Raw genomic sequence first — 22,261 nt, forward strand, 5'->3', positions numbered from 1 at the left:
CACCCGTAGCAAGCGTAGCGAGCACGCAATTTGCGCTCGCGCGCCGCCGTTGAACCCACCTCCTGCCCATGCCTCGTTTTTTCGTCGATTCGTCCTTTCAGCCCGGAGCGCTCGTCACGCTGCCCGACGCCGTCGCACGTCACGTCCAGGTGCTGCGCCTGCAACCGGGCGACACCCTCGTGCTGTTCAACGGTCGCGGCGGCCAATACGAAGCGCGGCTCGTCGAGATCGGCCGCCGCCATGCGAGCGCCGAAATCGGCGCATTCGCCGACGTCGAAGCCGAGCCGCCCTACCGCATCACGCTTGCGCAAGGCATCGCCGGCGGCGACAAGATGGATTGGCTCATCGAGAAGGCCGTGGAACTCGGCGTCTCCCACGTCGAACCGCTCGCCACCAGCCGCAGCGTCGTGCGGCTGGCGGGCGAGCGTGCGCTACGCCGCCAGGCGCATTGGCAGGCGCTCGCGCAAGCGGCTTGCGAACAATGCTGCCGCAACCGCGTGCCCGACGTCGGGGCGCCACTCGAGCTGAACGCGTGGCTCGACGCGCTGCCGGCCGGGCCGGCCGATGGCGACATGCGGCTCATGCTGTCGCCGCGCGCGCGCCTAGCGTTCGACGCGCTGCCGCAGACCCCGCCGAGCGGCAACGTGATGCTGCTGATCGGCCCAGAAGGAGGGCTCGCCCCCGAGGAGGAAAGCGCGGCAGCCGAACGCGGCTTCGTGCCGCTGGCGCTCGGGCCGCGCGTGCTGCGCACCGAAACGGCCGGCATCGCGGTCCTGGCCGCGCTGGCTGCGCGCTGGGGCGGCTGGTAAGCACACACTCCGCACCTGCGCCATACCTGACAAGTTGGCAGAAACGAAAGAGGCCCGCACTAGTGCGGGCCTCTTTCTGGTTTGTCATGCGTTCGCGCGCTAGCTATCGCGCGCATCGCCATCCGTCAGTCAGGACATCAGGCGAACGAGTAGAAGACCCGGAACGCGACCTTGCGCTCCGCCCAGAACTCGGCTGCCTCGCGGAACACGTCGAGCAGCGTTTCGCGGCCTTCCTTGTCGAACTTCTGCGCGATGGGCAGCGCCTCGAGCACGATCACGAAGCCAGGCTGGGTGCCTGCCTTATGCACGAGATCGGTCACGCAATCATAGAGCGCGTCGTAGTTCTTGCCGAAATGCTTGGGAAACAGGAACGAAGTCGCGATCGTCTCGAGCACTTCCTGCTTCGAATTCGCGTGGCCGCAATATGCATAGAGAAAGTGCTGGCCGAGCCGTTGCGCCTCGTCGGCAAGATCCTGAACGCGAAATGCGCGGATCGATTGCACGATGTTCGATCGCACCGTCGCGAATAGGCTCATAGGCTCCTCGTTCGATGAATGCCCGGGCAGGGTGTCGCCTTGCACGGCTTGGCCACGCTCGGCCAGGCGCATTTGCATGACACGCTGAAAAAGATTGCCGTCGCCGGCCGCGAACAGATCCGTCGCGACTCCGGAGTCGTGCGCGTAGATGTTGTCGCTCATGCCGTTCATCCCGATATCATTCAACAATGCGTTTAAAACTGTTGTAGTGGTCGTCTGAATAAAAACAGTTGTCGGTTCGCCTCGGCGGCCCACCACACACGATGCGGCGAGCGCCGCGGCTTCTGGCCCGCGGCGTGGGAACCGTGTATTCGTGGTAGTAACCGCGCGGATGCGAGGGCAGTAGCCTTTCGAAGTTGCCGAATACGACGCCGTCCTTTGCGTAAGGGTAAGGCCCGCCGGCTGCGATCAAGTTCAATGTATCGACGGCCTCATGCGGCAATTGCGCCCGGGCGATCGCGCCGATCTGCCCCGACGCAGGCGACATTTCGCGCGCCGAGACGGAAGGACCGAACGCCGCGCCACCCGGCAAACCGAGGCCGGCGATGCCGCCAAGCGCCACACACACCGCGAGCACGCCGCGGCGAAGCCATTTACAAGCCTGTTCGCGTTGCCCCGCGCGTGTCATCGGCTGGATTTCCCGCTGTTCGATTCTTGACGTGAACGTCCACTAAAGCTGTAAGGGTATCCCTAACGGCCCCCGGAAGCAATCTTTGTCTGGAAAATGAAAGATATAGCGCATGTTCGACCGTTTTTTAGGCCTATTTTTCGCACCCGCCAAAGAAATTTTTAGCTTGTTTACGCTAAAGTGACGGTGACGTTTCCCGATGGCGACGGGTCTTTGCCTCCTCGTCGTGCTTCGAGCGGTCGGGGAATGTCGTTTCACGCATTTGGGCGGCAATCTCTCTCATTCGCCCACGGCGTGCCCATTGCGGGCACGCCGTTTTTTTTGCCTTCGCCTGCAGCGCTTAGCGCGTGGCGGCGCTCACGTCGGCCACGAGCAGCGCCGTCATGTTGACGATACGGCGCACCGTGGCGGATTCCGTCAGCACGTGCACGGGCTGGGCCGCGCCGAGCAGGATCGGGCCGATCGCGATGTTGTTGCCCGCCGCAGTCTTCAGCAGGTTATAGGCGATGTTGGCCGCGTCGATGTTCGGCAGCACGAGCAGGTTCGCATCGCCTTCGAGCGTCGACTCGGGCAGCACTTCGCGCCGCAGCGCCGCATCGAGCGCCACGTCACCGTGCATCTCGCCGTCCACTTGCATCTCCGGTGCGCGTTGCTTGAGGATCTCGAGCGTGTCGCGCATCTTCTGCGCGCTCGGCGCATTGCTCGTGCCGAAGTTCGAATGCGACACGAGCGCGACCTTCGGCTCGATACCGAAGCGGCGCACCTCTTCGGCCGCCATGATCGTGATCTCGGCCAGCTGCTCGGGCGTCGGGTCGACGTTCACGTGCGTATCGACGAGGAAGATCTGCCGGCCCGGCAGCACGAGGCCGTTCATCGCCGCGTACACGGTGCAGCCCTCACGCTTGCCGATCACTTGATTGATGAAGTGCAGATGGCGGTGCGGCGTCGAGATCGTGCCGCAGATCATGCCGTCCGCTTCGCCCTTCTTCACGAGCATCGCGCCGATCAGCGTCGTGCGGCGACGCATCTCGATCTTGGCCATCTGCTGGCTGATGCCCTTGCGCGCCATCATCTGGTAGTACGTCTGCCAGAAGTCGCGATAGCGTTCGTCATGCTCGGTGTTGACGATCGTGAAGTCGACGCCGGGCGTCAGACGCAGGCCATAGCGCTCGATGCGATGCTCGATCACGGCCGGCCGGCCGATCAGGATCGGCTTGGCGAGCTTCTCGTCGACGACGATCTGCACCGCGCGCAGCACGCGCTCCTCCTCGCCTTCGGCGAACACGATGCGCTTCTTGCCCGGCTCGACGCTGCGCGCCTGCTGGAAGATCGGCTTCATCGTCGTGCCGCTGTGGTAGACGAATTGCTGCAGGTGCTGCTTGTAGGCCTCCATGTCCTCGATCGGACGCGTCGCGACGCCCGAGTCCATCGCCGCCTGCGCGACGGCCGGCGCAATCTGCACGATCAGACGTGGATCGAACGGCTTCGGAATCAGGTATTCCGGGCCGAACGACAGATCTTGAATGCCGTAGGCCGTCGCGACGATGTCGCTCTGCTCGTGCCGCGCCAGTTCCGCGATCGCATTGACGGCGGCGATCTCCATCTCGCGCGTGACCGTCGTCGCGCCCGCATCGAGTGCGCCGCGGAAGATGAACGGGAAGCACAGGACGTTGTTGACCTGATTCGGATAGTCGGTGCGGCCCGTCGCGATCACCGCATCGGGGCGCACCTCGAGCGCGAGCTCGGGCAGGATTTCGGGCGTCGGGTTCGCCAGTGCGAGGATCAGCGGCTTGTCGGCCATCGTCTTGACCATCTCGGGCTTGAGCACGCCGCCGGCGGACAGACCCAGGAAGATGTCGGCCCCCTCGATGACCTCGGCCAGCGTGCGCGCGTCGGTCTCGCGCGCAAAGCGCTCCTTGTCCGGGTCCATGAGCTCGGTGCGGCCCTTGTAGACGACGCCGGCCAGGTCCGTCACGAGGATGTTCTCGAGCGACAGGCCCAGATCGACGAGCAGGTCCAGGCACGCGAGCGCGGCTGCGCCGGCCCCCGAGGCGACGAGCTTGACCTTCGCGATGTCCTTGCCGACGACCTTCAAGCCGTTCGTGACGGCCGCCGCCACGACGATGGCCGTGCCGTGCTGGTCGTCGTGAAAGACCGGGATCTTCATGCGCTTGCGGCATTCGCGCTCGACGATGAAGCAATCGGGCGCCTTGATGTCTTCGAGGTTGATGCCGCCGAAGGTCGGCTCGAGCGCGGCAATCACGTCGACGAGCTTGTGCGGGTCCGATTCGTTGAGCTCGATGTCGAACACGTCGATGCCGGCGAACTTCTTGAACAGCACCGCCTTGCCTTCCATGACAGGCTTCGACGCGAGCGGGCCGATGTTGCCGAGGCCCAGCACGGCCGTGCCGTTCGTCACCACGCCGACGAGGTTGCTGCGTGCCGTGAAACGCGCGGCGTTCAGCGGATTCTCGACGATCTCCTCACACGCGAACGCGACACCGGGCGAATACGCTAGCGCCAGATCGCGCTGGTTGATCATCTGCTTGGTCGGCGCAATCGCAATCTTGCCGGGAACAGGAAATTCGTGATAATCGAGAGCGGCTTCGCGCAGCTTCGCTTTGGCGGCGGCAGGATTCGTAGACATGAGGAAGTAAGTCCAGTCTTCAGTGCGGATTAGAATAGATATTCGACGCATTGTAGCGCCAATCCCCGCGCCAGCCGTTGTCGCACTTAGCGCCGCCTGCGCGAAAAACCGCTTTGCGTCCCATTTTGGATTCCTGTTTGCGCCTGCTCCCTCGGCGCCATTTTTTGTATTTGCCCGCCGACTTCGACCATGTCGCTATCCGAGTTCTCGCTGATCGAACGCTTCTTCGCCCGCCGCGCGCGCCATGACACACGCGATGCCGTGCTCGGCATCGGCGACGACTGCGCACTGCTCGCCCCCTCGCCGGGCGAGCTGCTCGCGATTTCGACGGACATGCTCGTCGAAGGCCGACATTTTCTGCCCGACGTCGACCCGCATGCGCTCGGCCATAAGGCGCTCGCCGTGAATCTGTCGGATCTGGCCGCAATGGGCGCCAGGCCGCGCGCCTTCACGCTCGCGCTGGCGTTGCAGACACCGCGCGAAGACTGGCTCGAGGCGTTCAGCGATGGCCTGTTCGCGCTCGCCGAGCGCTACGGCTGCGCACTGATCGGCGGCGACACGACGCGCGGCCCGCTGAACCTGTGCCTGACCGTGTTCGGCGACGTGCCGCCGGATCGCGCGTTGCGACGCGATGCCGCACGCGCAGGCGACGACATCTGGGTGTCGGGCACGCTCGGCGACGCGCGCGCCGCGCTCGGCATCCTGCGTGGCGAATGGCCCGCAAGCCTGTGGGAGGCCGACGAAGCGGCTGCACTCAAGCATGCACTCGAGCGCCCCGAGCCGCGCGTCACGCTGGGACTCGCGCTGCGCGGCATCGCGCATGCGGCGCTGGACATCTCCGACGGGCTCGCCGGAGACCTCGCCCACATTCTCGAACGCTCGCGCGTCGCGGCGACGGTCGACGTCGATTGCGTGCCGCGTTCGCGCGCCCTGCGCAAGCTGCCCGCCGACGTGCAGTTGCGCTGCGCGCTGGCCGGCGGCGATGACTACGAACTGTGTTTCACGGCGCCGCGCGAAGCACGTGAGGCGGTTCTCGACGCCGGCGCGCACGCGGGCGTGGCCGTGACGCGCATCGGTACAATAAGCGCCCTGCGCGAAGCGGCGGACACGCCGTCGATCGCGTGGACCGATGCGGCGCAGACGCCGCTCTCCCTCTCATTGCACGGTTTCGATCACTTCGATGCAGACTGACCCGACACTCGGCGACGGTGCGCCCATCACGCCGCCGGTTGCGAAGCCGCGGCGCGCCACCGCGCGCTTCATGCTGTCCCACCCGCTCCATCTGATTTCGCTGGGCTTCGGCAGCGGCTTGTCGCCGGTCATGCCCGGCACGATGGGCACGCTGTTCGCATGGCTGTCGTTCGCGGCACTGGCCAGCCATCTAACGGTCGTCCAATGGGCGGCGCTGATCGGGGTCGGCTTTATCGCCGGCATCGGCATTACCGGCTTCACGGCGAAGAAGCTCGGCACCGACGATCCGTCGCCCGTCGTCTGGGACGAAATCGTCGCGTTCTGGCTCGTGCTGCTGTTCGTCACGCCCGAGACGTTCGTCGGCCAGCTGTGGGCGTTCGTCGTGTTCCGCTTCTTCGACATGGTCAAGCCGCCGCCGATCCGCTACTTCGACCGTCACGTAAAAGGCGGCTTCGGCATCATGCTCGACGATCTGATCGCCGCGTTCTTCACACTGCTCGTCATTGCGCTGTGGCGCATGACGATCTGACCGCCCGGCCCATGTCAACCGACTCCGTCGTCAGCCAACTCGCCGTGCGCGTCGGCAACAAACTGCGCGACATGCGTCTCATGCTGGCCACCGCCGAGTCGTGCACGGGCGGGATGGTGGCCACCGCCATCACCGACATCTCGGGCAGCAGCGGCTGGTTCGAGCGCGGCTTCGTCACGTATTCGAATCAGGCGAAGATGGAGATGATCGGCGTACCGGCCGAGCTCATCGACAGACACGGCGCCGTCAGCGAACCGGTCGCATGCGCAATGGCAGAAGGCGCACTGCGCAACAGCCGCGCGCAGGTGTCGCTCGCGATCACGGGCGTCGCCGGGCCTGGCGGCGGGACGGAAACGAAGCCGGTCGGGATGGTGTCGTTCGCCTGGAGCAATCGGCTGCATACCGAGGGCGAAACGCTCGTCTTCAAGGGCGACCGCGAGCAAATTCGCGTGCAAGCGGCCGCGCATGCGCTGCGCGGCCTGCTGCGCCTGCTCGACGATAACGAGCAGTAGGCGCGCGGTGTCGCGCCTTGGCCTTAGCGATACGCGTTGATCTTGTCGCGCGTCTCTTGCGCCGCCCGCTCGGCCGCTTGCGCGTAGTCGTCGCCCTTGCTGGCGTACAGGATCGCGCGCGACGAGTTGATCATCATGCCGGTGCCGGCTTGCGTGCGGCCTGCGCGCACCGTCGCCTCGACGTCGCCGCCTTGCGCGCCGATGCCTGGAATCAACAGCGGCATGTCGCCGACCAGCCCACGCACCACTTCGATTTCCTTCGGGAACGTCGCGCCGACCACGAGGCTCAGTTGCCCACTCGCATTCCACTTTTGAGCGGCCAGCTGCGCGACGACCTGATAGAGCGGCCGCCCGCCCGTCTCGAGAAACTGCAGGTCGGAGCCGCCCGGATTCGACGTGCGGCACAGCACGATCACGCCCTTGCCCTCGTGCGCGAGATACGGCTCGATCGAATCGAAGCCCATGTACGGATTGACCGTCACGGCATCGGCACGGTATCGCTCGAACGCTTCGCGCGCGTATTGCTCCGCCGTGCTGCCGATGTCGCCGCGCTTGGCGTCGAGGATCACCGGCAGGCCCGGGTGGCGCTCATGGATGTGCGCAATCAATGCCTCGAGCTGATCCTCGGCCCGATGCGCGGCGAAGTAGGCGATCTGCGGCTTGAAGGCGCTCGCATAAGGCGCCGTCGCATCGACGATCGTGCGGCAGAACTCGAAGATCGCATCGGCGCGATTCGCAAGCGCACCCGGAAAACGCGACGGTTCAGGGTCGAGACCGACACACAGCAGCGAACCCGTGCGCTGCCACGCGCCGTTGAGCATTTCGACGAAGGACGAGGAAGAAGACATGGCGGGAGCGTAAGCGAAACTGAAGAGGCCTGTATTCTACCCGCCCGACCCGCGCGCCGGCCCGCCACGCCATCAGTCGCGTAGCCTGGCACCGGCCCTCATCGTCAAATGCCGACGCGCGCAACCGTGAAACGAAACTCGCGCGAAAGCCGCTCGCCAGGCTCGAGCGCCGTCATGCCATGCGCGCTCGCCCCACCCGGCAGATTGACCGCGTTGATCGGGTGATCGACGGGCTCGAAACAGAAGAAATCTTCGCCGGGCGGCGTGTAGAGAATGTAGTAATCGGTGTTCGCGGCGATCGTCAGCGAAAGGCGCTTGTTCGGCCAGACCACCGTCGCCTGTCCGCTCCAATCGGTGAACGCATGATTGACCATGCCGGCCGACAACGGATAAGCCACGCCCAGCTGCCACGCGGGCGGCGTGGGCACGTGGCGCACGGGCAGCCAGTCGTCACCCGACAGCCACAGCCCGCCCGCGGCCGCCGACAGTTGCGTACACGTGTCGCGCGGCAGGAACGGATGCAGCCCCAAGCCGAACGGCAGCGTCGCGCGGCCCACGTTTTCGACGCTGAGCCTGACCGTCAGCGTCGCGCCATCAAGCGTATAGGCCAGCGTCGCACGATAGGCGTGCGGCTTGCCCTGCGTGCGATCGAGCGCAAGCAGCGCGTGCGTGTGGTCGCCGCTCACGAGCTGCCACGCTTGCAGCCAGCCGTCGCCATGGATCGGCAACGGCTCGCTCGCGCGGTTACGCGGCACGTCGACGTCACGCCCGTCGAAACGAAAGCGCGCGCCGCCGATGCGGTTCGAATACGGCACGAGTGGATAGCAGGCCAGCGCGTTCGGGTCGGTGCCGGTCTCGTCGGATAGCGCGCGGCGAAAGATCGGCGTCGCGGCATTGCCCTGGCCGCGCCAGTCGAAACGCGTGATGCCGCCGCCAAGCGCAGGCGCAATGTCGAGCCGCAGGTGCGCGTTGGCGAGCGTGACGGCCGCAAGCAGCGGCGCGTCCTCGTGGAGCGCTCGAGCGGCGCGCGCGTTCAGGGCCATACGCCTTGAAACACCGGTTCGGGTAAGCCGCGTCGCGCGCTCGTCGCGACGAACACCCCGCCTGCGTCAGGCTCGCCTGCCAGCGTCGCCGCATCGAGCTCGACGCGCGCCGTCGTCACGTACAGCGTGTCGAGCTGTGCACCGCCGAATGCGACGCAGCTCGGCTGGCGCACCGGCACGCTCACGCGCTCGGTCTCGACGCCTCGCGCGTCGTAGCGCACGACGCGCGCGCCGCCCCATTGCGCATTCCACAGTCCACCTTCGGCATCGACGGTCGAACCGTCGGGCACGCCGTCGGGGTCGAGCAAGCGCACGAATAGCCGCGATGCGCCGATGTGTCCGTCGGCACCGTAGTCGCAGGCGTGAATCGTGCGTGTCGGCGAATCGCAGTAGTACATCGTCGCGCCGTCGGGGCTGAACGCGATGCTGTTCGAGATCGCGGGCGCCGGCAGCGGCAGCCGCTCGATCGACAAATCATGATTGACCCGGTAAAAGCCGCCGATCGCCTGCGGCTCGGCCACTTCGTCTTTCGTGCCGAACACGAAGCGTCCCTGGCGATCGCACTTGCCGTCGTTCAGCCGCGTGTTCAGCCCGGGCTCGATCGTGGCGATGCGGTGCATGTGGCCGGTCGCCAAGTCGAAGAACGCGAGGTGCGTGGCCAGCCCCAACAGCAGATGATGCGGATCGGCGCACAGCGCGAACGTGGCGAGCCGCTCGGGCATGGTCCACGCGGTGTGCTCGCCCGAACCCGGATCGTAGCGCCACAGGCGCGCGCCTTCGATGTCGGTCCAGTAGAACCGTCCGCTGCGCGCGCACCACGTCGCGCCTTCGCCGAGCGCGCACCGCGTGTCTACCGCAAGCGTGGCGCATCGAGCAGTCTGCGTCATACCCAGCCTCCGTCGACGACAAAATCCTGCCCCGTCACCATGCGGCTGTCGTCGGCCGCCAGAAACAGCGCCATGCGCGCGAGGTCCTCGGGCAGCAGCTCGCCGTCGAGGCATTGCCCAGCCTTCAGCGCGCGCAAGCCAGCCTCATCGAGCCACAAGCGCTTTTGCTTTTCCGTCATGACCCAGCCCGGCACCAGCGTGTTCACGCGGATGCCGAACGGGCCGAGGTCGCGTGCGAGCCCGCGCGTGAGCCCGGCGATCGCCGCCTTCGCTGTCAGATAGACGGGCATGCCGCCGTTCTTGAGCATCCAGCTGATCGAGCCGAGGTTCACGATCGAACCGCCGCCGTGCTGCTTCATATCCTCGATGACAGCCTGCGCCGCGAAGAACTGATGCCGCAGATTCACGGCGATGCCGGCGTCGAAGAACTCGGGCGTGACGTCGGCAATCGCATGCCGCTTGTCGTTGGCCGCGTTGTTGACGAGCACGGCGATCGGGCCGAGTGCGGCGCGCGCATCGGCGATGGCGCCCTTGAGCCCGCCGATGTCAGTAATGTCGCAGGTCAGAAAGAGCGGCTTGGTGCGTGCTTCGCCGAGTGCATCGGCAAGCGCCTCGCCGGCCGAGGTATCGATATCGCAGAACGCGACGCGTGCACCCTGCGCCGCAAAGTGCGAGACGAACGCGGCGCCGATGCCCGTCGCGCCGCCCGTGATGAAGACCGTGCGGTCGACGAGGCTCGGATAGCGCGCATACGGGCCGGGTACAGGATGATCGGGGAACGTCATCGTGAACTATCTCCATGAAACGACAAGGCGCGCTCGTTCAGTCGCGCGTGCCGCGATTCTTCAACTGGTCGAGCAACACGGCGGCCAGCAGGATCGCGCCGCGCACCAGGTATTGATAGAACGCGTCGATGTTGAGCAGGTTCATCACGTTCTCGACCGTGCCCATGATCAGCACGCCGATCACGACGCCCGAGATCGTCGCACGCCCGCCCAGCAGCGACACGCCACCGAGCACGCAAGCCGAAATCACGTTGAGCTCGAAGCCCTCGGCCGCGTTCGGCTGCCCCGACGTGATGCGCGACGCGAGAATCACGCCGGCCAGTGCCGTCACGGCGCCCTGGATCAGGAAGATCATCACGCGCGTGCGCTCGACATGGATGCCCGCGAGCCGCGACGCTTCGGGGTTGCCGCCGATCGCGAGCGTGTTGCGGCCATAGACCGTGTGATTGAGCAGCACGCCGAACACGATGAAGCACACGAGCGTGACCCAGATCGGCAGCGACACGCCGAACATGGTCAGGCCGCCCAGCGCGATGAAGGTATCCGACGATACGCCGACCGCCTGCCCATGCGAGACGATGAAGCCGAGCCCGCGCACGATCTCCATCGTCGCGAGCGTCGTGATCAGGGCGTTGATGCGCAGATAGGCGATCACGGCGCCGTTCACGAAGCCGATGACCGAGCCGGCCGCCACCGCGGCAACGATCGCGAGCACGGTGCTGCCCGTCGCATTGAGCACCATCGCGCACAGCACGCCGGCAAAGGCGACGGTCGAACCGACTGACAGGTCGAAATCGCGCGAGGCGAGGCAGAACATCATCGTGCAGGCGACCATGCCGATCTGCGAGATCGACAGTGCCAAGCCCAGCATGTTCTCGATCGAGAAGAAGTGATCGACGCTCAGCGACGTCGTGACGAACATCACGGCGAAGATGACGATGAGGCTGTATTCGGTGATGTGCTGCCACCACTTCTGCCGATCGCCGGGCTGCGGGATCAGCACGTCGGCGGCCTGCTTCGTGACCTGCTTGGCGGCCGCTTGCGCGAGGTTCTCTCTTGCTTGCATGTCTTGACTCCTTGCCTACTTGACTACTTGATCACGCTGCCTGCCGGCTCGCGCCTTGCGGCAACGCAAGGCTCAGCAGTGCTGCTTCGTTCGCGTCGCCGCGCTTCAATTCCCCGGAAATTCGGCCTTCGCGCATTACGACGACGCGGTCCGACACGCCGAGCACCTCGGGCAGTTCCGACGAGATCATGACGACGGCGCACCCGCGTTCGGCCAACTCGTAGATCACGTTGTAGATCTCGTGCTTGGCGCCCACGTCGATGCCGCGTGTCGGCTCGTCGAGAATGACGACCTTCAGATCGGGCTCGGCGAGCCAGCGCGACAGGATCGCCTTCTGCTGATTGCCGCCCGACAGGAAGCGGATCTTCTGACGCCGGCCTGGCGTCTTGATCCGCAGCCGCTCGATGAAACGGTCGGCCGTCTGCGCTTCCTTCGCGCGATCGAGAAAGAGCCCCATGCGCAAGTGATGACGACGGCAACTGATGTTGATGTTCTCGGCCACCGAGGCCATCGCGACGATGCCCTCCTCCTTGCGATCCTCCGGGCACAACACGATGCCGTGACGAATCGCTTGCGTGGGGCTGTTCGTTTCGATGGCGGTACCGTCGAGCGTCAAACGTCCGGCGCGCTTTTTCTGCGCCCCGTAGACGAGATGCATGAGCTCGCTGCGGCCCGCGCCGACGAGCCCGAAGAAGCCGACGATTTCGCCTGCGCGCACGGTGAAGCTCGCGCGCTCGCGCACACCGTGCCCTTCGATGCCGTCGACGGCGAGCCGCACGGCGCCGAGCTCGCGCGGCCGATAGTTGTAGATGTCCGTGATCTCGCGCCCCACCATCTCGGCGACGAGCGTTTCGCGCTTGAGGTCGGCAAGCGACGCATGCGATGCGACCTTGCGCCCATCGCGAAAGATCGTGCATGAATCGCACAGCGCGTAGATCTCGTCCATGCGGTGCGAGATGTAGATCAGCGCCCGGCCGTCGGCCTGCAGATCGCGGACGAGCTTGAACAGCACCTCGGTTTCGCGATGCGAGAGCGAGCTCGTCGGCTCGTCGAGCGCGATCACGCGCGCGTTGCGCAGCAACGCCTTGCAGATCTCGACCATCTGCCGCTGCGCGATCGATAAGCGCCCGAGCTTCGCATTCGGATCGAGATCGACACCCATCGCGGCAAGCCGCTCGCGCACGAATTGCTGTGCGCGACGCTTGTTGACGAAGCCGAAAGCATTCGGCAGTCGCCCGAGCAGCAGATTCTCGGCCACCGTGAGATCGGGCACGTACTGCAGCTCCTGGTGGATCACGGCAATGCCGGCCGCGATCGAGGCGGCGGCGTTGGCGAAACGCACCTCCTGCCCGTCGATCAGAATGCGGCCCGAATCGGGCTGGTATTCGCCGCCGAGCACCTTCAGCAGCGTCGACTTGCCCGCGCCGTTCTCGCCCATCAGGCCGTGCACCTGGCCCGCATGGACGTCGAACGACACGCCGTCGAGCGCGCGCACGCCGGGGAACACCTTGCCGATATTGTCAAAACGCAGCGTTGCTGACATCTCGCCTAACCTCGTTACTGATACATCCTCGCAGGCCGGCGGCGTTGCGCAATGGCGCGCCGCCGGCCCAGCTCGTTGCCGGGCGCCGCGATCACTTCGCGGCGAGCCCCATCTTTTCGCGCACGTCGCCCACGTTGTCGCGCGTCGCCAACATGCCCGTCGTCAGCGTGAGCTTGGGCGGCTCCTTGCCCTGCGTGATCCATGCGTACATGAGATCAGACGTCTCTTCGCCATGGCGCTTCGGGCTGATGATCACCGTGCCGAAGAAGCCCGTCGGCTGCGGCTTCTTGAACTCGCTCAAGGCCGAATCGGACCCGCCGATGCCGATGCCGATCATGTTGTCGGCCTTGAAGCCTCGGCCTTCCGCTGCCCGCACGGTGCCCAGCACCGCCTCATCGTTCAGGCCGTAGGCGACCCAGTGCTTGAACTGCGGGTTCTTGGTCAGCGCGATGTTGGCGGCGTTGAACGCGTTTTCGGTGTCGGTCTTCGCTTGCGGCGCGGCGATCACGTTCGCCTTCGGAAAGCCCGCGGCCACGAGCGCGTCGGTGGCGCCCGTCGTGCGGTCGTGGGCGGTCGGCAGTTGCTCGTAGGTCACGTCGATGGCGCCGACGTCCTTCATGTCCCAACCGCGCTTCTTGATCTCGGCCGCGATGCCCTCGCCGACCTGCTTGCCGATGTTGTAGGCCGAGATGCCCATGTGCGGCACCGCGTCGATCGGCTTGCCGGCGCCGTCGACGAGGCGATCGTCGACGGTCATCATCTTGAGCTTGTCGGCCCTGGCCTTCGCGACGATGCCGGGCCCGAGCTTCACGTCGGGCGTGCAGATGATGAAACCCTGCGCCTTTTGGGCGGCGAGGTTGTCGATCGCGCTCATGACTTTCTCACCCGATTGCGCGCCGATCTTCACGAGCGTGAAGCCCTTTTCCTTCGCGGCCATCTCGGCGAATTTCCATTCGTCCTGGAACCATGGCTCCTCAGGCTGCTTCACGAGAAAGCCGATCTTGACCGGGTCGGCCGCCTGCGCCACGGGTGCTGCAACGAACACCGATGTCACTGCCGCACAAGCCAGCGTAAGGAAAATTCTGCGCTTCATGATGCGTGTCTCCTGTCTGATTGAAGGTCCCGGCCGCGTTATCGTTGTCGGATGACTCGCGCGGCCAGCGCGCCATCCGGTATCGTCGCGATCTCGTCGTCGCGCTCGTTGGGTCCTGCCTGGCCCGTCAGTCGTGGTAAAGCGCCGAGCGCCCACCGTCGATCGTGATGCAGCTCGCGTTGATGAACGGCGCTTCGTCGGAGGCGAGGAACACCGCGGTCATCGCCACTTCCTCGGGCCGACCGATGCGCTTCATCGGCTGCAACTCGAGCGTCGCGCACCTAGCCTCGTCCGGCTGCGGCTGCGCGTTCCACCAGTCGTGCGTCAATTGCGTCTCGATGTAACCGGGCGCGATCGCGTTCACACGCACCTGCCGCGCCGCATATTCGATGCCGAGCGCACGCGTCAGGCCGATCACGCCGTGCTTGGCGACCGGATAGGGAAAGCAGCCCGGGATGATCTTGAATGCGTGCGTCGAGGCGATGTTGATGATGCTGCCGCGCCCGCGCTCGACCATGCCCGGCAGCACCGCACGGCAGCCGTTCCATACGCCGTCGAGATCGACGGCGAAGCAGCGCCGCCAGTCGTCGTCGGTCATCGATAGCGGATCGCAGAACACGTTGATGCCGGCGTTGTTCACGAGCACGTCGAGCGCGCCGAACCTCTGCTCGGCGGCCTCGACGGCCGCGTGCACCGAAGCCGCCTGCGTCACATCGGTTCGCACCGCCAGCACGCGCGCCCCGCGGGTCTGCGCTTCGATCTCGGCCGCCACCTGCCGGCCCGCTTGCTCGTCGAGCTCGGCCAGCACGAGCGCCGCGCCTTCGCATGCGAAAGCCTTGGCGATCGCGGCACCGATGCCGCGTCCGGCTCCCGTCACGAGCGCGACCTTGCCGGCCAGCCGGTTCATGGCCGCACGCCTTCGCACGCAGCGCGCACGCCGTCGACGAACGCGCGCGCCTGTGCAGCCGTCTGCAGCACGTCTTGCCCCGGCCGATAAAGGGCGGAGCCCAAGCCGAAACCGTCTGCGCCGGCCGCCAGGAACGGCGCCATGTTGTGCGGCGTGATGCCGCCGACGGGCACGAGCGGCACACGCTTGGCGATCACCGCACGCCATGCCTTGACGACGGGCACGCCCAACTGCTCAGCCGGAAACATCTTGAGCGCGTCGGCGCCGCTGGCCAGCGCGGCAAATGCTTCGGTGGGCGTCGCCACGCCGGGCGTGCAAGCGAGTCCTTGCGCCTTGGCCGCCTCGATCACGGCGCGATCGGCATGCGGCATCACGATCAGTTCACCGCCGGCGCGCGCCACTTCGGCGACGAATCCGGGCCGCAGCACGGTACCCGCGCCCACGACGGCATCAACGGCCAGCGCCGCGCGCAGCGCTGCGATGCTCTCGAACGGATGCGGCGAATTGAGCGGCACTTCCAGCACACGAAAGCCCGCCTCGTACAGCGCCACGCCGTGCGCGGCAGCTTCCGCGGGCGTGATGCCACGCAGAATCGCGATCAGCGGGCACGCGGCGAAGGCTGCGGCAAAGCGCGGATGCGGCCGATACGGAGCGGGAAGGTCGAGATCGATCTGCATGTTGGGTGTCGCCATGTCGTCGGGCAGTCTGTCGTCTAGAGAACCTGTGGAGATCCAGGCGTTCGCATCGTTCGCACCTACGCGCATCGTCTAAGCGTCGGGCCGGGCTTCAGAGGCGGCCTCGCGCGCGGCGACGAGGCCCGCTTGCGTGGCGATACGCCACAAACCGCGCTCGGTCGCCGCTTCGACGATCGTCGCGTGCGCACATCCGAACGCTGCCAGTGCAAGCCGGTAGCGCTCGCACAGTTCAGGGCTGCCGATCAGTCGCAACGGCTCGGCCGCGAGCGTCGTGCCGCGCGCGGTCAGCAGCGCGTTCAGGCCCGCAAGCTCGTGGCCGATCAGGAGTCCAGATAAATATTCCGGCTGCTGCTCGGCCGTGAGCTGCGCGGTCAAGCCGAGCGTGCGCGTGCTGAAGATCGTCGCGAGCAGTCCCGCGCGGTCGGTTCGCCGGGCCACCTCCACACCGCGCAAAAATGTTGCGGCATCGGGTGCGTCGGCATCGCGCATCGTGCGACCGAGAATCGTGTGATGTCGAAGCGCCGCGAACAGCTCACCGGTCATGAAGGTATGAAACGCTTCGATGCGCTCGCCGCGCACGACGGCCCACTTGGCGTGTGTGCCCGGCAAACCCACCAGCACGCCGGCGCGCGCGCCGCCGAGTGTGGGGTCGCCCGCCAGTGCGCCGACAATCTGCGTTTCCTCGCCGCGCATCACGTTCGGCAACTCGCCGCGCTCGATCACGCCGGGCACGATGTGCACCGTCCCGGCGCGGGCCGTAGCCACGTGGACGATACCGCGCACGAGCGCATCGGCCGTGGCTGGCGCATCGACGTACGGCGCTTCGCGCCAGCCCTGTGCGCTACCGACCATGCCGGCCGCGATGACGGGCAAGTCAGGCGCTTGCGCGAGCCACGGGCCGCAAGCCTCCTCGAATACGGCGTCGAAATCGCCGGGCTGGTGCAGCGTCATGATCCCCGCAGCCGATGCGTGCGTGGCGAGCACGCGGCCGGCCGCATCGAACAGGTAGGCGCGCAGCGCCGTCGTGCCCCAATCGAGGCCGATCAGCGCCGGCTGTCCGAGATCGGCGTGTGCGATGGTCATCGTTTGATCCGGCGCGTGCCTTGCGGCGCACGCCAACCGAGTTCTTCGGAGATGCCGCGCGCTTCGCGCTGCACCACGGGCACGAGTTCGTCCATGCGCTCGAGCGGCATGTACGGAATCGTGCTGGCGACCGAAAGGGCCGCAATGATGGCACCCGACGCATCGCGCACCGGCGCCGCGACACAACGGATCGACACCTCGTTCTCCTCGAGGTCGAACGTGAACCCGCCTGCCGAGTAACGCGCCATGCGCTGCAGGAATACGGGCTGGTCGGGGCGGTTGTCGGGCTTGAACGTGACACCGGCGAGCGCCCGACGCGACGCATCGAACAACGCGCTCCACGCTTGCGGCCCCATATCGAGCATGAGCGCCTTACCGATGCCGGTCGAAGCGAGCGGCATGCGGTGGCCGATCCGCGAGCGCATTTCAAGGCCGCGCTGGCTCGAGATCTTGTCGATGTAGAGCACGTCGTCGCCGTCGCGTACGCCTAAGTGCACGGTGTCGAGCGTCGCCTGCGCGAGCCGCTCGAGGTGGGGCCGCGCCACGGTCGTGAGCGGCATCTGTTCGAGCGCGATCGTGCCGAGCTCGATGAGCTTGGGCCCCAGCAGGTAACCGTTCTGGGTCTGCCGCAGATAGCGCGCCTGCACGAGACTGTTCACGAGCCGGTGCGTCGTGCTGCGCGTGGTGCCGAGCGCGGCGGCAAACGCACGCATGTCGCGCGCGCCCGCTGCGGCCGCCTCGAGAATCGCGAGCCCGCGCAGCAGTGTCTGCGTACCGGCTTGCTGGTTGGCGATGTCGAGCGGCGTCCCCGACAGCGCGATCGTCTCCGAGCCCCCTTGGACCGGCGGTGTAGCGGCAGTGCTTGCGCCGAGTATCGGCTCGGCCACGTCCCCTGGTCCTGCGGTATCGCGCGAGGCGGTCATGGGTGTCTCCTGCATTTTCTCTGCGGCCCTGGTTGGCCTTCTGTCTGGCTTGAATTGTAGGCAGCTCTTGCACGGCAGCTCAACATATGAGTCATATGTCCAAATGTTGGGATTTCAAATATTCATTCGAGTGCGGCATGCCCCTCCCGCTGCCTGCCTTCGTCGAACTGCAGCGTGTGGTTGCGCAAGCCGAAAAAATAGTTAGAATTCAAATCATGTCAAAACCGATCATGGACCTCCTCTCTCACGTGCATCTGTCGTGGAAGCGCCGGATTACGCGAGACCTTGCCCCGTATGGCGTCACGCCGAAGCAGATCTTTCTGCTGCGGCGGCTCGCCGAATCGGAGGGCATTGCACCGAGCGAGATTGCTGAGCTGCTCTACGCGGACCGTCCGAGCATCACGTCGATGCTCGGCACGATGGAGCGCGTGGGATGGATCGAGCGCGTGAAGGACGCGCGCGACGGTCGCCGCCTGCTCGTCAGAATCACGGCGCAGGGGCGTGCGACGCTCGCGTCCGTGCCCAAGCCGCTGTGGCGCTCGGGGAAAACGGCATTCGACCCGACGGCAAGCCTTACCCCCGAGGAGCGCAGCGAACTGACGCGGCTGCTCGGCAAACTCGCGCACGCATTCGAGCAGGACAACGACAACGAGCAAGACTGACGCGCTTGCACACCGGCAAGCGCATCGTGCCGCGCAGGACGACGAATGGGCGGCTCACATCGCTTCACCGCAAGGAGACGTGGGATGCTGGCTTGGTTGGCTTACGCGACCGTATCGGTCGTATGGGGATCGACGTTTCTCGCCATTGCATGGGCGATCGATTCGTTCACGCCGTTCGGGCTGTCGGCCGTCCGGTTCATTCCGGCGGCCCTGATTGCGCTTGCGATCGGGCGGTTGCGCCGCGAACCGTGGCCCGCATGGCGCGAAGTACCGCGGCTCGCGAGCGTCGGCGTGCTGCTGTTGACGGTTTGCATGGCATTGATCGCGTGGGCCGAGGCGCGCGTGGCAAGCGGCGTGACGGCAGTCATGGCCGGCGTCATCCCGCTGCTATTGGCGCTAATGGCCCGGCAGAGCCTGGCCATGCGCGGCTGGCTCGGGCTTGCGCTGGGCTTCCTGGGCGTCGCGCTGCTGATGTGGCCCAGCGCCGGTAGCCCCGACTTTGCCGGCTGCGCGGCGCTCGCACTCTCGACCGTCATCTGGTCATGGGCCACGTTGCTCGGCGGAAAAAAGGCTTCGTCGGCCGGGCACTTCACGCAAGTTGGCATCGAGATGGCTAGCGCGGGGGCGTTGTCGCTGGTGATCGCAAACGCCACGGGCGGCACCACGCATGCCCCGGTCAGCCACGCCGCGCTGCTCGCGCTCGGCTATTTGATCGTTTTCGGGTCGATTGCCGCCTACTCGGCTTATATTTATCTCACCAAGACGTGGCCGGCCGCGCGTGTCGGCACTTACGCCTTCTGCAATCCCGTAGTCGCCGTCGCACTCGGCTGCGGCTTGCGTGGCGAGCCGTTTCGTCCTGCGATGGGTGCCGCGCTTGCCTTGATTTTGGCCGGCGTCGCGCTATTGCAAGTGCCGCGCGTAGAGGCATCGACGCCGAAACGTCAGTCGCCCGTACGGCCCTTCCCACAAGAGGAGTACTGACGACGGCTGCAACATCGCGGCTCTGCGAGCCGGCAGTGCTATTCTTGATGGCCTCCAACGCCGTTCGACAAGAAGGAATACCCATGCGACCGTCCGTTGCGCTCGACCTGAAGCGCAGCACCATACGCGAAGTGACAGGCCGCTTCCGCGCGGCGAACCCGCGCGTCTTCGGCTCGGTGTTGCACGGTACTGACAAGGACGGCAGCGACCTCGATCTGCTGGTCGACGCGCTGCCCGAAGCGACGCTATTCGACCTGGGCGGTTTGCAGGATGAGTTGGAAAGGCTGCTGGGGGTCCACGTTGATCTGCTCACTCCGGCCGACCTGCCTCCGACGTTCCGAGCGAACGTGCTTGCGGAAGCGCAACCGGTATGAAAGAGAACCGCCTTGCCGACTATCTCGACCACATGCGGCAGGCCTTACGGATAGCGAAAAAACATCCTGAACGTTCGAAGCACCTCTAGGCGCTAGCCCGCATCTTGGCACGCGCCCAACATTACCTTTCGTTCGATTTTCCGAGCCTCGATCACGTGCAGCCCGCTTCTGCATCGTGCATAACCATCGCCACCTGAGCAGCAACGACATTCCCAGCCCTTTCCCTTCCACGAAAGGAGTACAAACGAATGAACCCCACCAAGCCGATCATCAATATCGCCGATGTCGAAGTCACGCCTCTGCCCCAGCTGTTCGCGCCTCCCGAATCGATGGCCGACCGCTATGAGCCGCGTATGGGCGCGATCGGGCCGCGCATCGGCGCGCAGAAGCTCGGCTACAACATCACGGCGCTCGCGCCGGGCAAGCGCGCGTTCCCGTTTCACAATCACCGCATCAACGAGGAGATGTTCTTCGTGATCGACGGCACGGGCGAGATCCGCATCGGCGAGCACACTTACGCGATCCGCGCAGGCGACGTGATCGCCTGCCCGCCGGGCGGTGCCGAAGCCGCGCACCAGATCATCAATACGGGCACGCAGGAGCTGCGGTATCTGGCCGTCAGCACGAAGATCTTTCCGGAAGTCGCCGAATATCCGGACTCCAAAAAATTCGGCGTCCTGGCCGAATTCGCTGGCCAGCCCGGCGAGCCGCCGAAGCTGTTCCGCTTCGTGTCGCGCGAAAGCGAAGCGATCGGTTACTGGGAGGACAACTAAACTAAGCTAAGCCAAGTCGATCCAGGCGCATCGCCATCGATCAGCGCGGCACTTCGGCGGCGCCCATGCGCCGCGCGATGACGCCCGCGCGCTGCGTGAGAAACGACGATCCGCGATGCTGATCGAAGTACTTGGGGCGCGGCAGCATCACGGCCAGCCGCGCGGATTGCCAGGCACTGAGTTGGCTCGCCGACGAACGGTAGTAATAGCGCGCCGCGGCTTGTGCGCCGTACACGCCGTTGCCCCACTCGACCGAATTCAGATAGATCTCGAAGATGCGCTGCTTGTCCATCAGCGTCTCGAGCATCCAGGTGATGATGAGCTCCTGCCCTTTGCGGATATAGCTCTTCTCGCGCGACAGGAACAGATTACGCGCGAGCTGCTGCGTGATCGTCGAGCCGCCTGCGACGATCTTGCCGCGCGCCTTGTTCTTCTCCCACGCCTGCAGAATGGCGTCGGTTTCGTAGCCGTTGTTGTTGACGAAGTTGGCATCCTCCGACGCGATGATCGCGCGCTTGAGGTTGCGCGAGATGCGCTCGTAAGGCACCCATTCGTGCGCGATCGACAAGTCGGGGCGATCCTGGGCGAGCCGCCAGGCGTCGGAGCGCATGAATGCCGTGGACTGGGGATCGACGAAGTTCCAGACGGCAATCTGCCCGAAGTAGTAGACCTGTGTCGACAGCCACGCGAGCACCACCACCGACACCACGTAGATCAGCCATCGGCCGGTCCCGCGCCCCTTCGCGCCTTTCGCTTTCGTCATGATTGTCGTTTTCGATGCATCGTCCGCGTTCTCGCGCGCCTTCAGCAAGCGGCTAGCCGCTGCCTGCGCGCCCCCGTCTCGTCGATCGTCAGATCAGCTACGCCCTCGTCGACTGAAGACGCTCACGCAGCGCCGCCAGCACGGGCGTGCCGTCTGGACGCACACCGCGCCACACGAAGAACGATTCGGCCGCCTGCTCGACGAGCATGCCGAGACCGTCGGCCACCCTTGCCCCCTGTGCGCTCGCGTGCCGCATGAAGACGGTCGGCTCGGCACCGTACATCATGTCGTAAGCCAGCGTCGCGGCGCCAAATGCGCGCGCATCGCACTCGGGCAACGCCGCATCGAGGCTGCCTGCCGTCGCGTTGACGATCACATCGTACGGCTGCGGCATGACCGCATCGGGCCCGCCGCCGGCCAGCGCGCACCCGGCTTCGCGCGCGGCCGCGCCGAACTGTTCGACGAGCGCTTCGGCCTTGCCTGCCGTGCGGTTGACGATCGTGAGCCCGTGCGGCGCACGCTCGAGCAACGGCAGCACGGCACCGCGCGCCGCACCGCCCGCGCCGAGCAGCAGAATGCGAGCGCCCTGCAAAGGCACGCCGAGATTGACCTCGATGTCACGCACGAGACCGACACCGTCGGTGTTGTCGCCGAAGATGCCGTCGGCATCGAAGCGCAGCGTGTTGACGGCCCCCGCGGCGGCCGCCCGCGGCGACAGCCGCTGCGCCAGCGCATGCGCTTCGAGCTTGAATGGCACCGTGACGTTCAGGCCACGCCCGCCCACCGCGATGAAGCTCCGTGCCGTTTGCTCGAAGCCGTCGACGGGCGCGAGCAAAGGCCGGTACTCGATGCGCTCACCCATCTGCTCGGCAAACCGAGCATGGATGAACGGCGACTTGCTGTGTGCGACCGGGTTGCCGACCACAGCGTACAGGTCATACCCGGCAGCAGCGGCAGCGATCGGCTCGATCGAACTCATGGCG

24 protein-coding genes are annotated in these 22,261 nt (G+C 65.9%); 8 read left to right on the forward strand and 16 right to left on the reverse strand.

The window, feature by feature from the left end; translation table 11 throughout:
• Positions 1–68: 68 nt before the first annotated feature.
• Positions 69–809, forward strand: coding sequence for a 16S rRNA (uracil(1498)-N(3))-methyltransferase (locus tag D7S89_RS08775; protein ID WP_121277211.1), 741 nt, complete (start codon positions 69–71; stop codon positions 807–809).
• Between the two features lie 137 nt (positions 810–946).
• Here D7S89_RS08775 and D7S89_RS08780 read toward each other — a convergent pair whose 3' ends face one another.
• From D7S89_RS08780 to D7S89_RS08790, 3 genes are all read right to left on the reverse strand, one after another.
• On the reverse strand, positions 947–1,507 hold the full coding sequence (locus D7S89_RS08780) for a barstar family protein (protein ID WP_121277379.1): 561 nt from the start codon (positions 1,505–1,507) through the stop codon (positions 947–949).
• A gap of 16 nt (positions 1,508–1,523) precedes the next feature.
• The gene (locus tag D7S89_RS08785) at positions 1,524–1,973 is read right to left on the reverse strand and encodes a ribonuclease (RefSeq protein ID WP_121277212.1); all 450 of its coding nucleotides are present in this window, start codon (positions 1,971–1,973) and stop codon (positions 1,524–1,526) included.
• A gap of 340 nt (positions 1,974–2,313) precedes the next feature.
• On the reverse strand, positions 2,314–4,620 hold the full coding sequence (locus D7S89_RS08790) for an NADP-dependent malic enzyme (protein ID WP_121277213.1): 2,307 nt from the start codon (positions 4,618–4,620) through the stop codon (positions 2,314–2,316).
• Between the two features lie 189 nt (positions 4,621–4,809).
• On the opposite strand from D7S89_RS08790, the gene thiL reads away from it, so the two are divergent.
• Genes thiL through D7S89_RS08805 form a run of 3 tightly spaced genes read left to right on the forward strand, consistent with a single transcriptional unit; the run spans position 4,810 to position 6,852 of the window.
• Positions 4,810–5,811: a thiamine-phosphate kinase gene (thiL, locus tag D7S89_RS08795; RefSeq protein WP_121277214.1), complete on the forward strand. Its 1,002-nt coding sequence runs from the start codon at positions 4,810–4,812 to the stop codon at positions 5,809–5,811.
• Positions 5,801–6,340 carry a phosphatidylglycerophosphatase A family protein gene (locus tag D7S89_RS08800; protein ID WP_121277215.1) on the forward strand — a complete coding sequence of 180 codons (540 nt, stop codon included), beginning with the start codon at positions 5,801–5,803 and terminating at the stop codon, positions 6,338–6,340. Before thiL ends, D7S89_RS08800 begins: the two co-directional genes overlap by 11 nt.
• A gap of 11 nt (positions 6,341–6,351) precedes the next feature.
• The gene (locus D7S89_RS08805; protein WP_121277216.1) at positions 6,352–6,852 is read left to right on the forward strand and encodes a CinA family protein; all 501 of its coding nucleotides are present in this window, start codon (positions 6,352–6,354) and stop codon (positions 6,850–6,852) included.
• A gap of 23 nt (positions 6,853–6,875) precedes the next feature.
• On the opposite strand, the gene pyrF is transcribed toward D7S89_RS08805, so the two are convergent.
• The 11 genes from pyrF to D7S89_RS08860 all read right to left on the reverse strand — a co-directional run bounded on the left by pyrF (position 6,876) and on the right by D7S89_RS08860 (position 17,725).
• Complete coding sequence (gene pyrF / locus D7S89_RS08810) at positions 6,876–7,700, reverse strand: orotidine-5'-phosphate decarboxylase (RefSeq protein WP_121277217.1); 825 nt, start codon at positions 7,698–7,700, stop codon at positions 6,876–6,878.
• 104 nt (positions 7,701–7,804) lie between these two features.
• Positions 7,805–8,743, reverse strand: a complete 939-nt coding sequence (locus D7S89_RS08815; protein ID WP_121277218.1) for an aldose 1-epimerase — start codon at positions 8,741–8,743, stop codon at positions 7,805–7,807.
• Entirely contained in the window at positions 8,734–9,630 is an 897-nt protein-coding gene (locus D7S89_RS08820) for an SMP-30/gluconolactonase/LRE family protein (RefSeq protein WP_121277219.1), read from the reverse strand. Before D7S89_RS08820 ends, D7S89_RS08815 begins: the two co-directional genes overlap by 10 nt.
• Positions 9,627–10,415 (reverse strand): SDR family NAD(P)-dependent oxidoreductase, encoded by a 789-nt coding sequence (locus tag D7S89_RS08825; RefSeq protein WP_121277220.1) that lies wholly within the window; start codon positions 10,413–10,415, stop codon positions 9,627–9,629. Before D7S89_RS08825 ends, D7S89_RS08820 begins: the two co-directional genes overlap by 4 nt.
• Before the next feature lie 37 nt (positions 10,416–10,452).
• Entirely contained in the window at positions 10,453–11,481 is a 1,029-nt protein-coding gene (gene araH / locus D7S89_RS08830) for an L-arabinose ABC transporter permease AraH (RefSeq protein WP_121277221.1), read from the reverse strand.
• 31 nt (positions 11,482–11,512) lie between these two features.
• Positions 11,513–13,024, reverse strand: coding sequence for an L-arabinose ABC transporter ATP-binding protein AraG (gene araG, locus D7S89_RS08835; RefSeq protein WP_121277222.1), 1,512 nt, complete (start codon positions 13,022–13,024; stop codon positions 11,513–11,515).
• Positions 13,025–13,115: 91 nt separating this feature from the next.
• Complete coding sequence (locus D7S89_RS08840) at positions 13,116–14,117, reverse strand: arabinose ABC transporter substrate-binding protein (RefSeq protein WP_121277223.1); 1,002 nt, start codon at positions 14,115–14,117, stop codon at positions 13,116–13,118.
• Between the two features lie 127 nt (positions 14,118–14,244).
• A complete protein-coding gene (locus D7S89_RS08845) occupies positions 14,245–15,024 on the reverse strand; it encodes an SDR family oxidoreductase (RefSeq protein WP_121277224.1) in 780 nt (259 codons plus the stop codon).
• Complete coding sequence (locus D7S89_RS08850) at positions 15,021–15,701, reverse strand: 2-dehydro-3-deoxy-6-phosphogalactonate aldolase (RefSeq protein WP_121277380.1); 681 nt, start codon at positions 15,699–15,701, stop codon at positions 15,021–15,023. The genes D7S89_RS08845 and D7S89_RS08850 overlap by 4 nt, the downstream gene beginning before the upstream one ends.
• Positions 15,702–15,791: 90 nt before the next feature.
• Positions 15,792–16,838, reverse strand: coding sequence for a 2-dehydro-3-deoxygalactonokinase (locus tag D7S89_RS08855; RefSeq protein WP_425470759.1), 1,047 nt, complete (start codon positions 16,836–16,838; stop codon positions 15,792–15,794).
• Positions 16,799–17,725, reverse strand: coding sequence for an IclR family transcriptional regulator (locus tag D7S89_RS08860; protein WP_121277381.1), 927 nt, complete (start codon positions 17,723–17,725; stop codon positions 16,799–16,801). Before D7S89_RS08860 ends, D7S89_RS08855 begins: the two co-directional genes overlap by 40 nt.
• 215 nt (positions 17,726–17,940) lie before the next feature.
• Between D7S89_RS08860 and D7S89_RS08865 the strand changes: the two genes are divergently transcribed.
• The 4 genes from D7S89_RS08865 (at position 17,941) to D7S89_RS08880 (ending at position 20,515) form a co-directional block, all read left to right on the forward strand.
• Positions 17,941–18,387, forward strand: a complete 447-nt coding sequence (locus tag D7S89_RS08865) for a MarR family winged helix-turn-helix transcriptional regulator (protein ID WP_183085131.1) — start codon at positions 17,941–17,943, stop codon at positions 18,385–18,387.
• Between the two features lie 84 nt (positions 18,388–18,471).
• On the forward strand, positions 18,472–19,368 hold the full coding sequence (locus D7S89_RS08870) for an EamA family transporter (protein ID WP_183085132.1): 897 nt from the start codon (positions 18,472–18,474) through the stop codon (positions 19,366–19,368).
• Positions 19,369–19,451: 83 nt separating this feature from the next.
• The gene (locus tag D7S89_RS08875) at positions 19,452–19,742 is read left to right on the forward strand and encodes a nucleotidyltransferase family protein (RefSeq protein ID WP_121277228.1); all 291 of its coding nucleotides are present in this window, start codon (positions 19,452–19,454) and stop codon (positions 19,740–19,742) included.
• A 248-nt stretch (positions 19,743–19,990) separates the two neighbouring features.
• Positions 19,991–20,515 carry a cupin domain-containing protein gene (locus D7S89_RS08880; protein WP_121277229.1) on the forward strand — a complete coding sequence of 175 codons (525 nt, stop codon included), beginning with the start codon at positions 19,991–19,993 and terminating at the stop codon, positions 20,513–20,515.
• A 40-nt stretch (positions 20,516–20,555) separates the two neighbouring features.
• Here D7S89_RS08880 and mtgA read toward each other — a convergent pair whose 3' ends face one another.
• Entirely contained in the window at positions 20,556–21,278 is a 723-nt protein-coding gene (mtgA, locus tag D7S89_RS08885; protein ID WP_121277382.1) for a monofunctional biosynthetic peptidoglycan transglycosylase, read from the reverse strand.
• A gap of 97 nt (positions 21,279–21,375) precedes the next feature.
• Entirely contained in the window at positions 21,376–22,257 is an 882-nt protein-coding gene (gene aroE / locus D7S89_RS08890; RefSeq protein WP_121277230.1) for a shikimate dehydrogenase, read from the reverse strand.
• Positions 22,258–22,261 lie beyond the last annotated feature (4 nt).

This window comes from Trinickia fusca (genome assembly GCF_003628145.1).
Taxonomy (GTDB): Bacteria; Pseudomonadota; Gammaproteobacteria; order Burkholderiales; family Burkholderiaceae; genus Trinickia; species Trinickia fusca.

Bases quoted from the DNA above. Each gene is read 5' to 3' on its own strand.
- D7S89_RS08840 (WP_121277223.1), bottom strand. From the start codon at position 14,117: ATGAAGCGCAGAATTTTCCTTACGCTGGCTTGTGCGGCAGTGACATCG.
- thiL (WP_121277214.1), top strand. From the start codon at position 4,810: ATGTCGCTATCCGAGTTCTCGCTGATCGAACGCTTCTTCGCCCGCCGC.
- D7S89_RS08870 (WP_183085132.1), top strand. From the start codon at position 18,472: ATGCTGGCTTGGTTGGCTTACGCGACCGTATCGGTCGTATGGGGATCG.
- D7S89_RS08825 (WP_121277220.1), bottom strand. From the start codon at position 10,415: ATGACGTTCCCCGATCATCCTGTACCCGGCCCGTATGCGCGCTATCCG.
- D7S89_RS08875 (WP_121277228.1), top strand. From the start codon at position 19,452: ATGCGACCGTCCGTTGCGCTCGACCTGAAGCGCAGCACCATACGCGAA.
- D7S89_RS08850 (WP_121277380.1), bottom strand. From the start codon at position 15,701: ATGCAGATCGATCTCGACCTTCCCGCTCCGTATCGGCCGCATCCGCGC.
- mtgA (WP_121277382.1), bottom strand. From the start codon at position 21,278: ATGACGAAAGCGAAAGGCGCGAAGGGGCGCGGGACCGGCCGATGGCTG.
- D7S89_RS08865 (WP_183085131.1), top strand. From the start codon at position 17,941: ATGTCAAAACCGATCATGGACCTCCTCTCTCACGTGCATCTGTCGTGG.
- araH (WP_121277221.1), bottom strand. From the start codon at position 11,481: ATGCAAGCAAGAGAGAACCTCGCGCAAGCGGCCGCCAAGCAGGTCACG.
- D7S89_RS08820 (WP_121277219.1), bottom strand. From the start codon at position 9,630: ATGACGCAGACTGCTCGATGCGCCACGCTTGCGGTAGACACGCGGTGC.
- aroE (WP_121277230.1), bottom strand. From the start codon at position 22,257: ATGAGTTCGATCGAGCCGATCGCTGCCGCTGCTGCCGGGTATGACCTG.
- D7S89_RS08860 (WP_121277381.1), bottom strand. From the start codon at position 17,725: ATGACCGCCTCGCGCGATACCGCAGGACCAGGGGACGTGGCCGAGCCG.
- D7S89_RS08780 (WP_121277379.1), bottom strand. From the start codon at position 1,507: ATGAGCGACAACATCTACGCGCACGACTCCGGAGTCGCGACGGATCTG.
- D7S89_RS08880 (WP_121277229.1), top strand. From the start codon at position 19,991: ATGAACCCCACCAAGCCGATCATCAATATCGCCGATGTCGAAGTCACG.
- D7S89_RS08845 (WP_121277224.1), bottom strand. From the start codon at position 15,024: ATGAACCGGCTGGCCGGCAAGGTCGCGCTCGTGACGGGAGCCGGACGC.
- araG (WP_121277222.1), bottom strand. From the start codon at position 13,024: ATGTCAGCAACGCTGCGTTTTGACAATATCGGCAAGGTGTTCCCCGGC.
- D7S89_RS08815 (WP_121277218.1), bottom strand. From the start codon at position 8,743: ATGGCCCTGAACGCGCGCGCCGCTCGAGCGCTCCACGAGGACGCGCCG.
- D7S89_RS08805 (WP_121277216.1), top strand. From the start codon at position 6,352: ATGTCAACCGACTCCGTCGTCAGCCAACTCGCCGTGCGCGTCGGCAAC.
- D7S89_RS08785 (WP_121277212.1), bottom strand. From the start codon at position 1,973: ATGACACGCGCGGGGCAACGCGAACAGGCTTGTAAATGGCTTCGCCGC.
- pyrF (WP_121277217.1), bottom strand. From the start codon at position 7,700: ATGTCTTCTTCCTCGTCCTTCGTCGAAATGCTCAACGGCGCGTGGCAG.
- D7S89_RS08775 (WP_121277211.1), top strand. From the start codon at position 69: ATGCCTCGTTTTTTCGTCGATTCGTCCTTTCAGCCCGGAGCGCTCGTC.
- D7S89_RS08790 (WP_121277213.1), bottom strand. From the start codon at position 4,620: ATGTCTACGAATCCTGCCGCCGCCAAAGCGAAGCTGCGCGAAGCCGCT.
- D7S89_RS08800 (WP_121277215.1), top strand. From the start codon at position 5,801: ATGCAGACTGACCCGACACTCGGCGACGGTGCGCCCATCACGCCGCCG.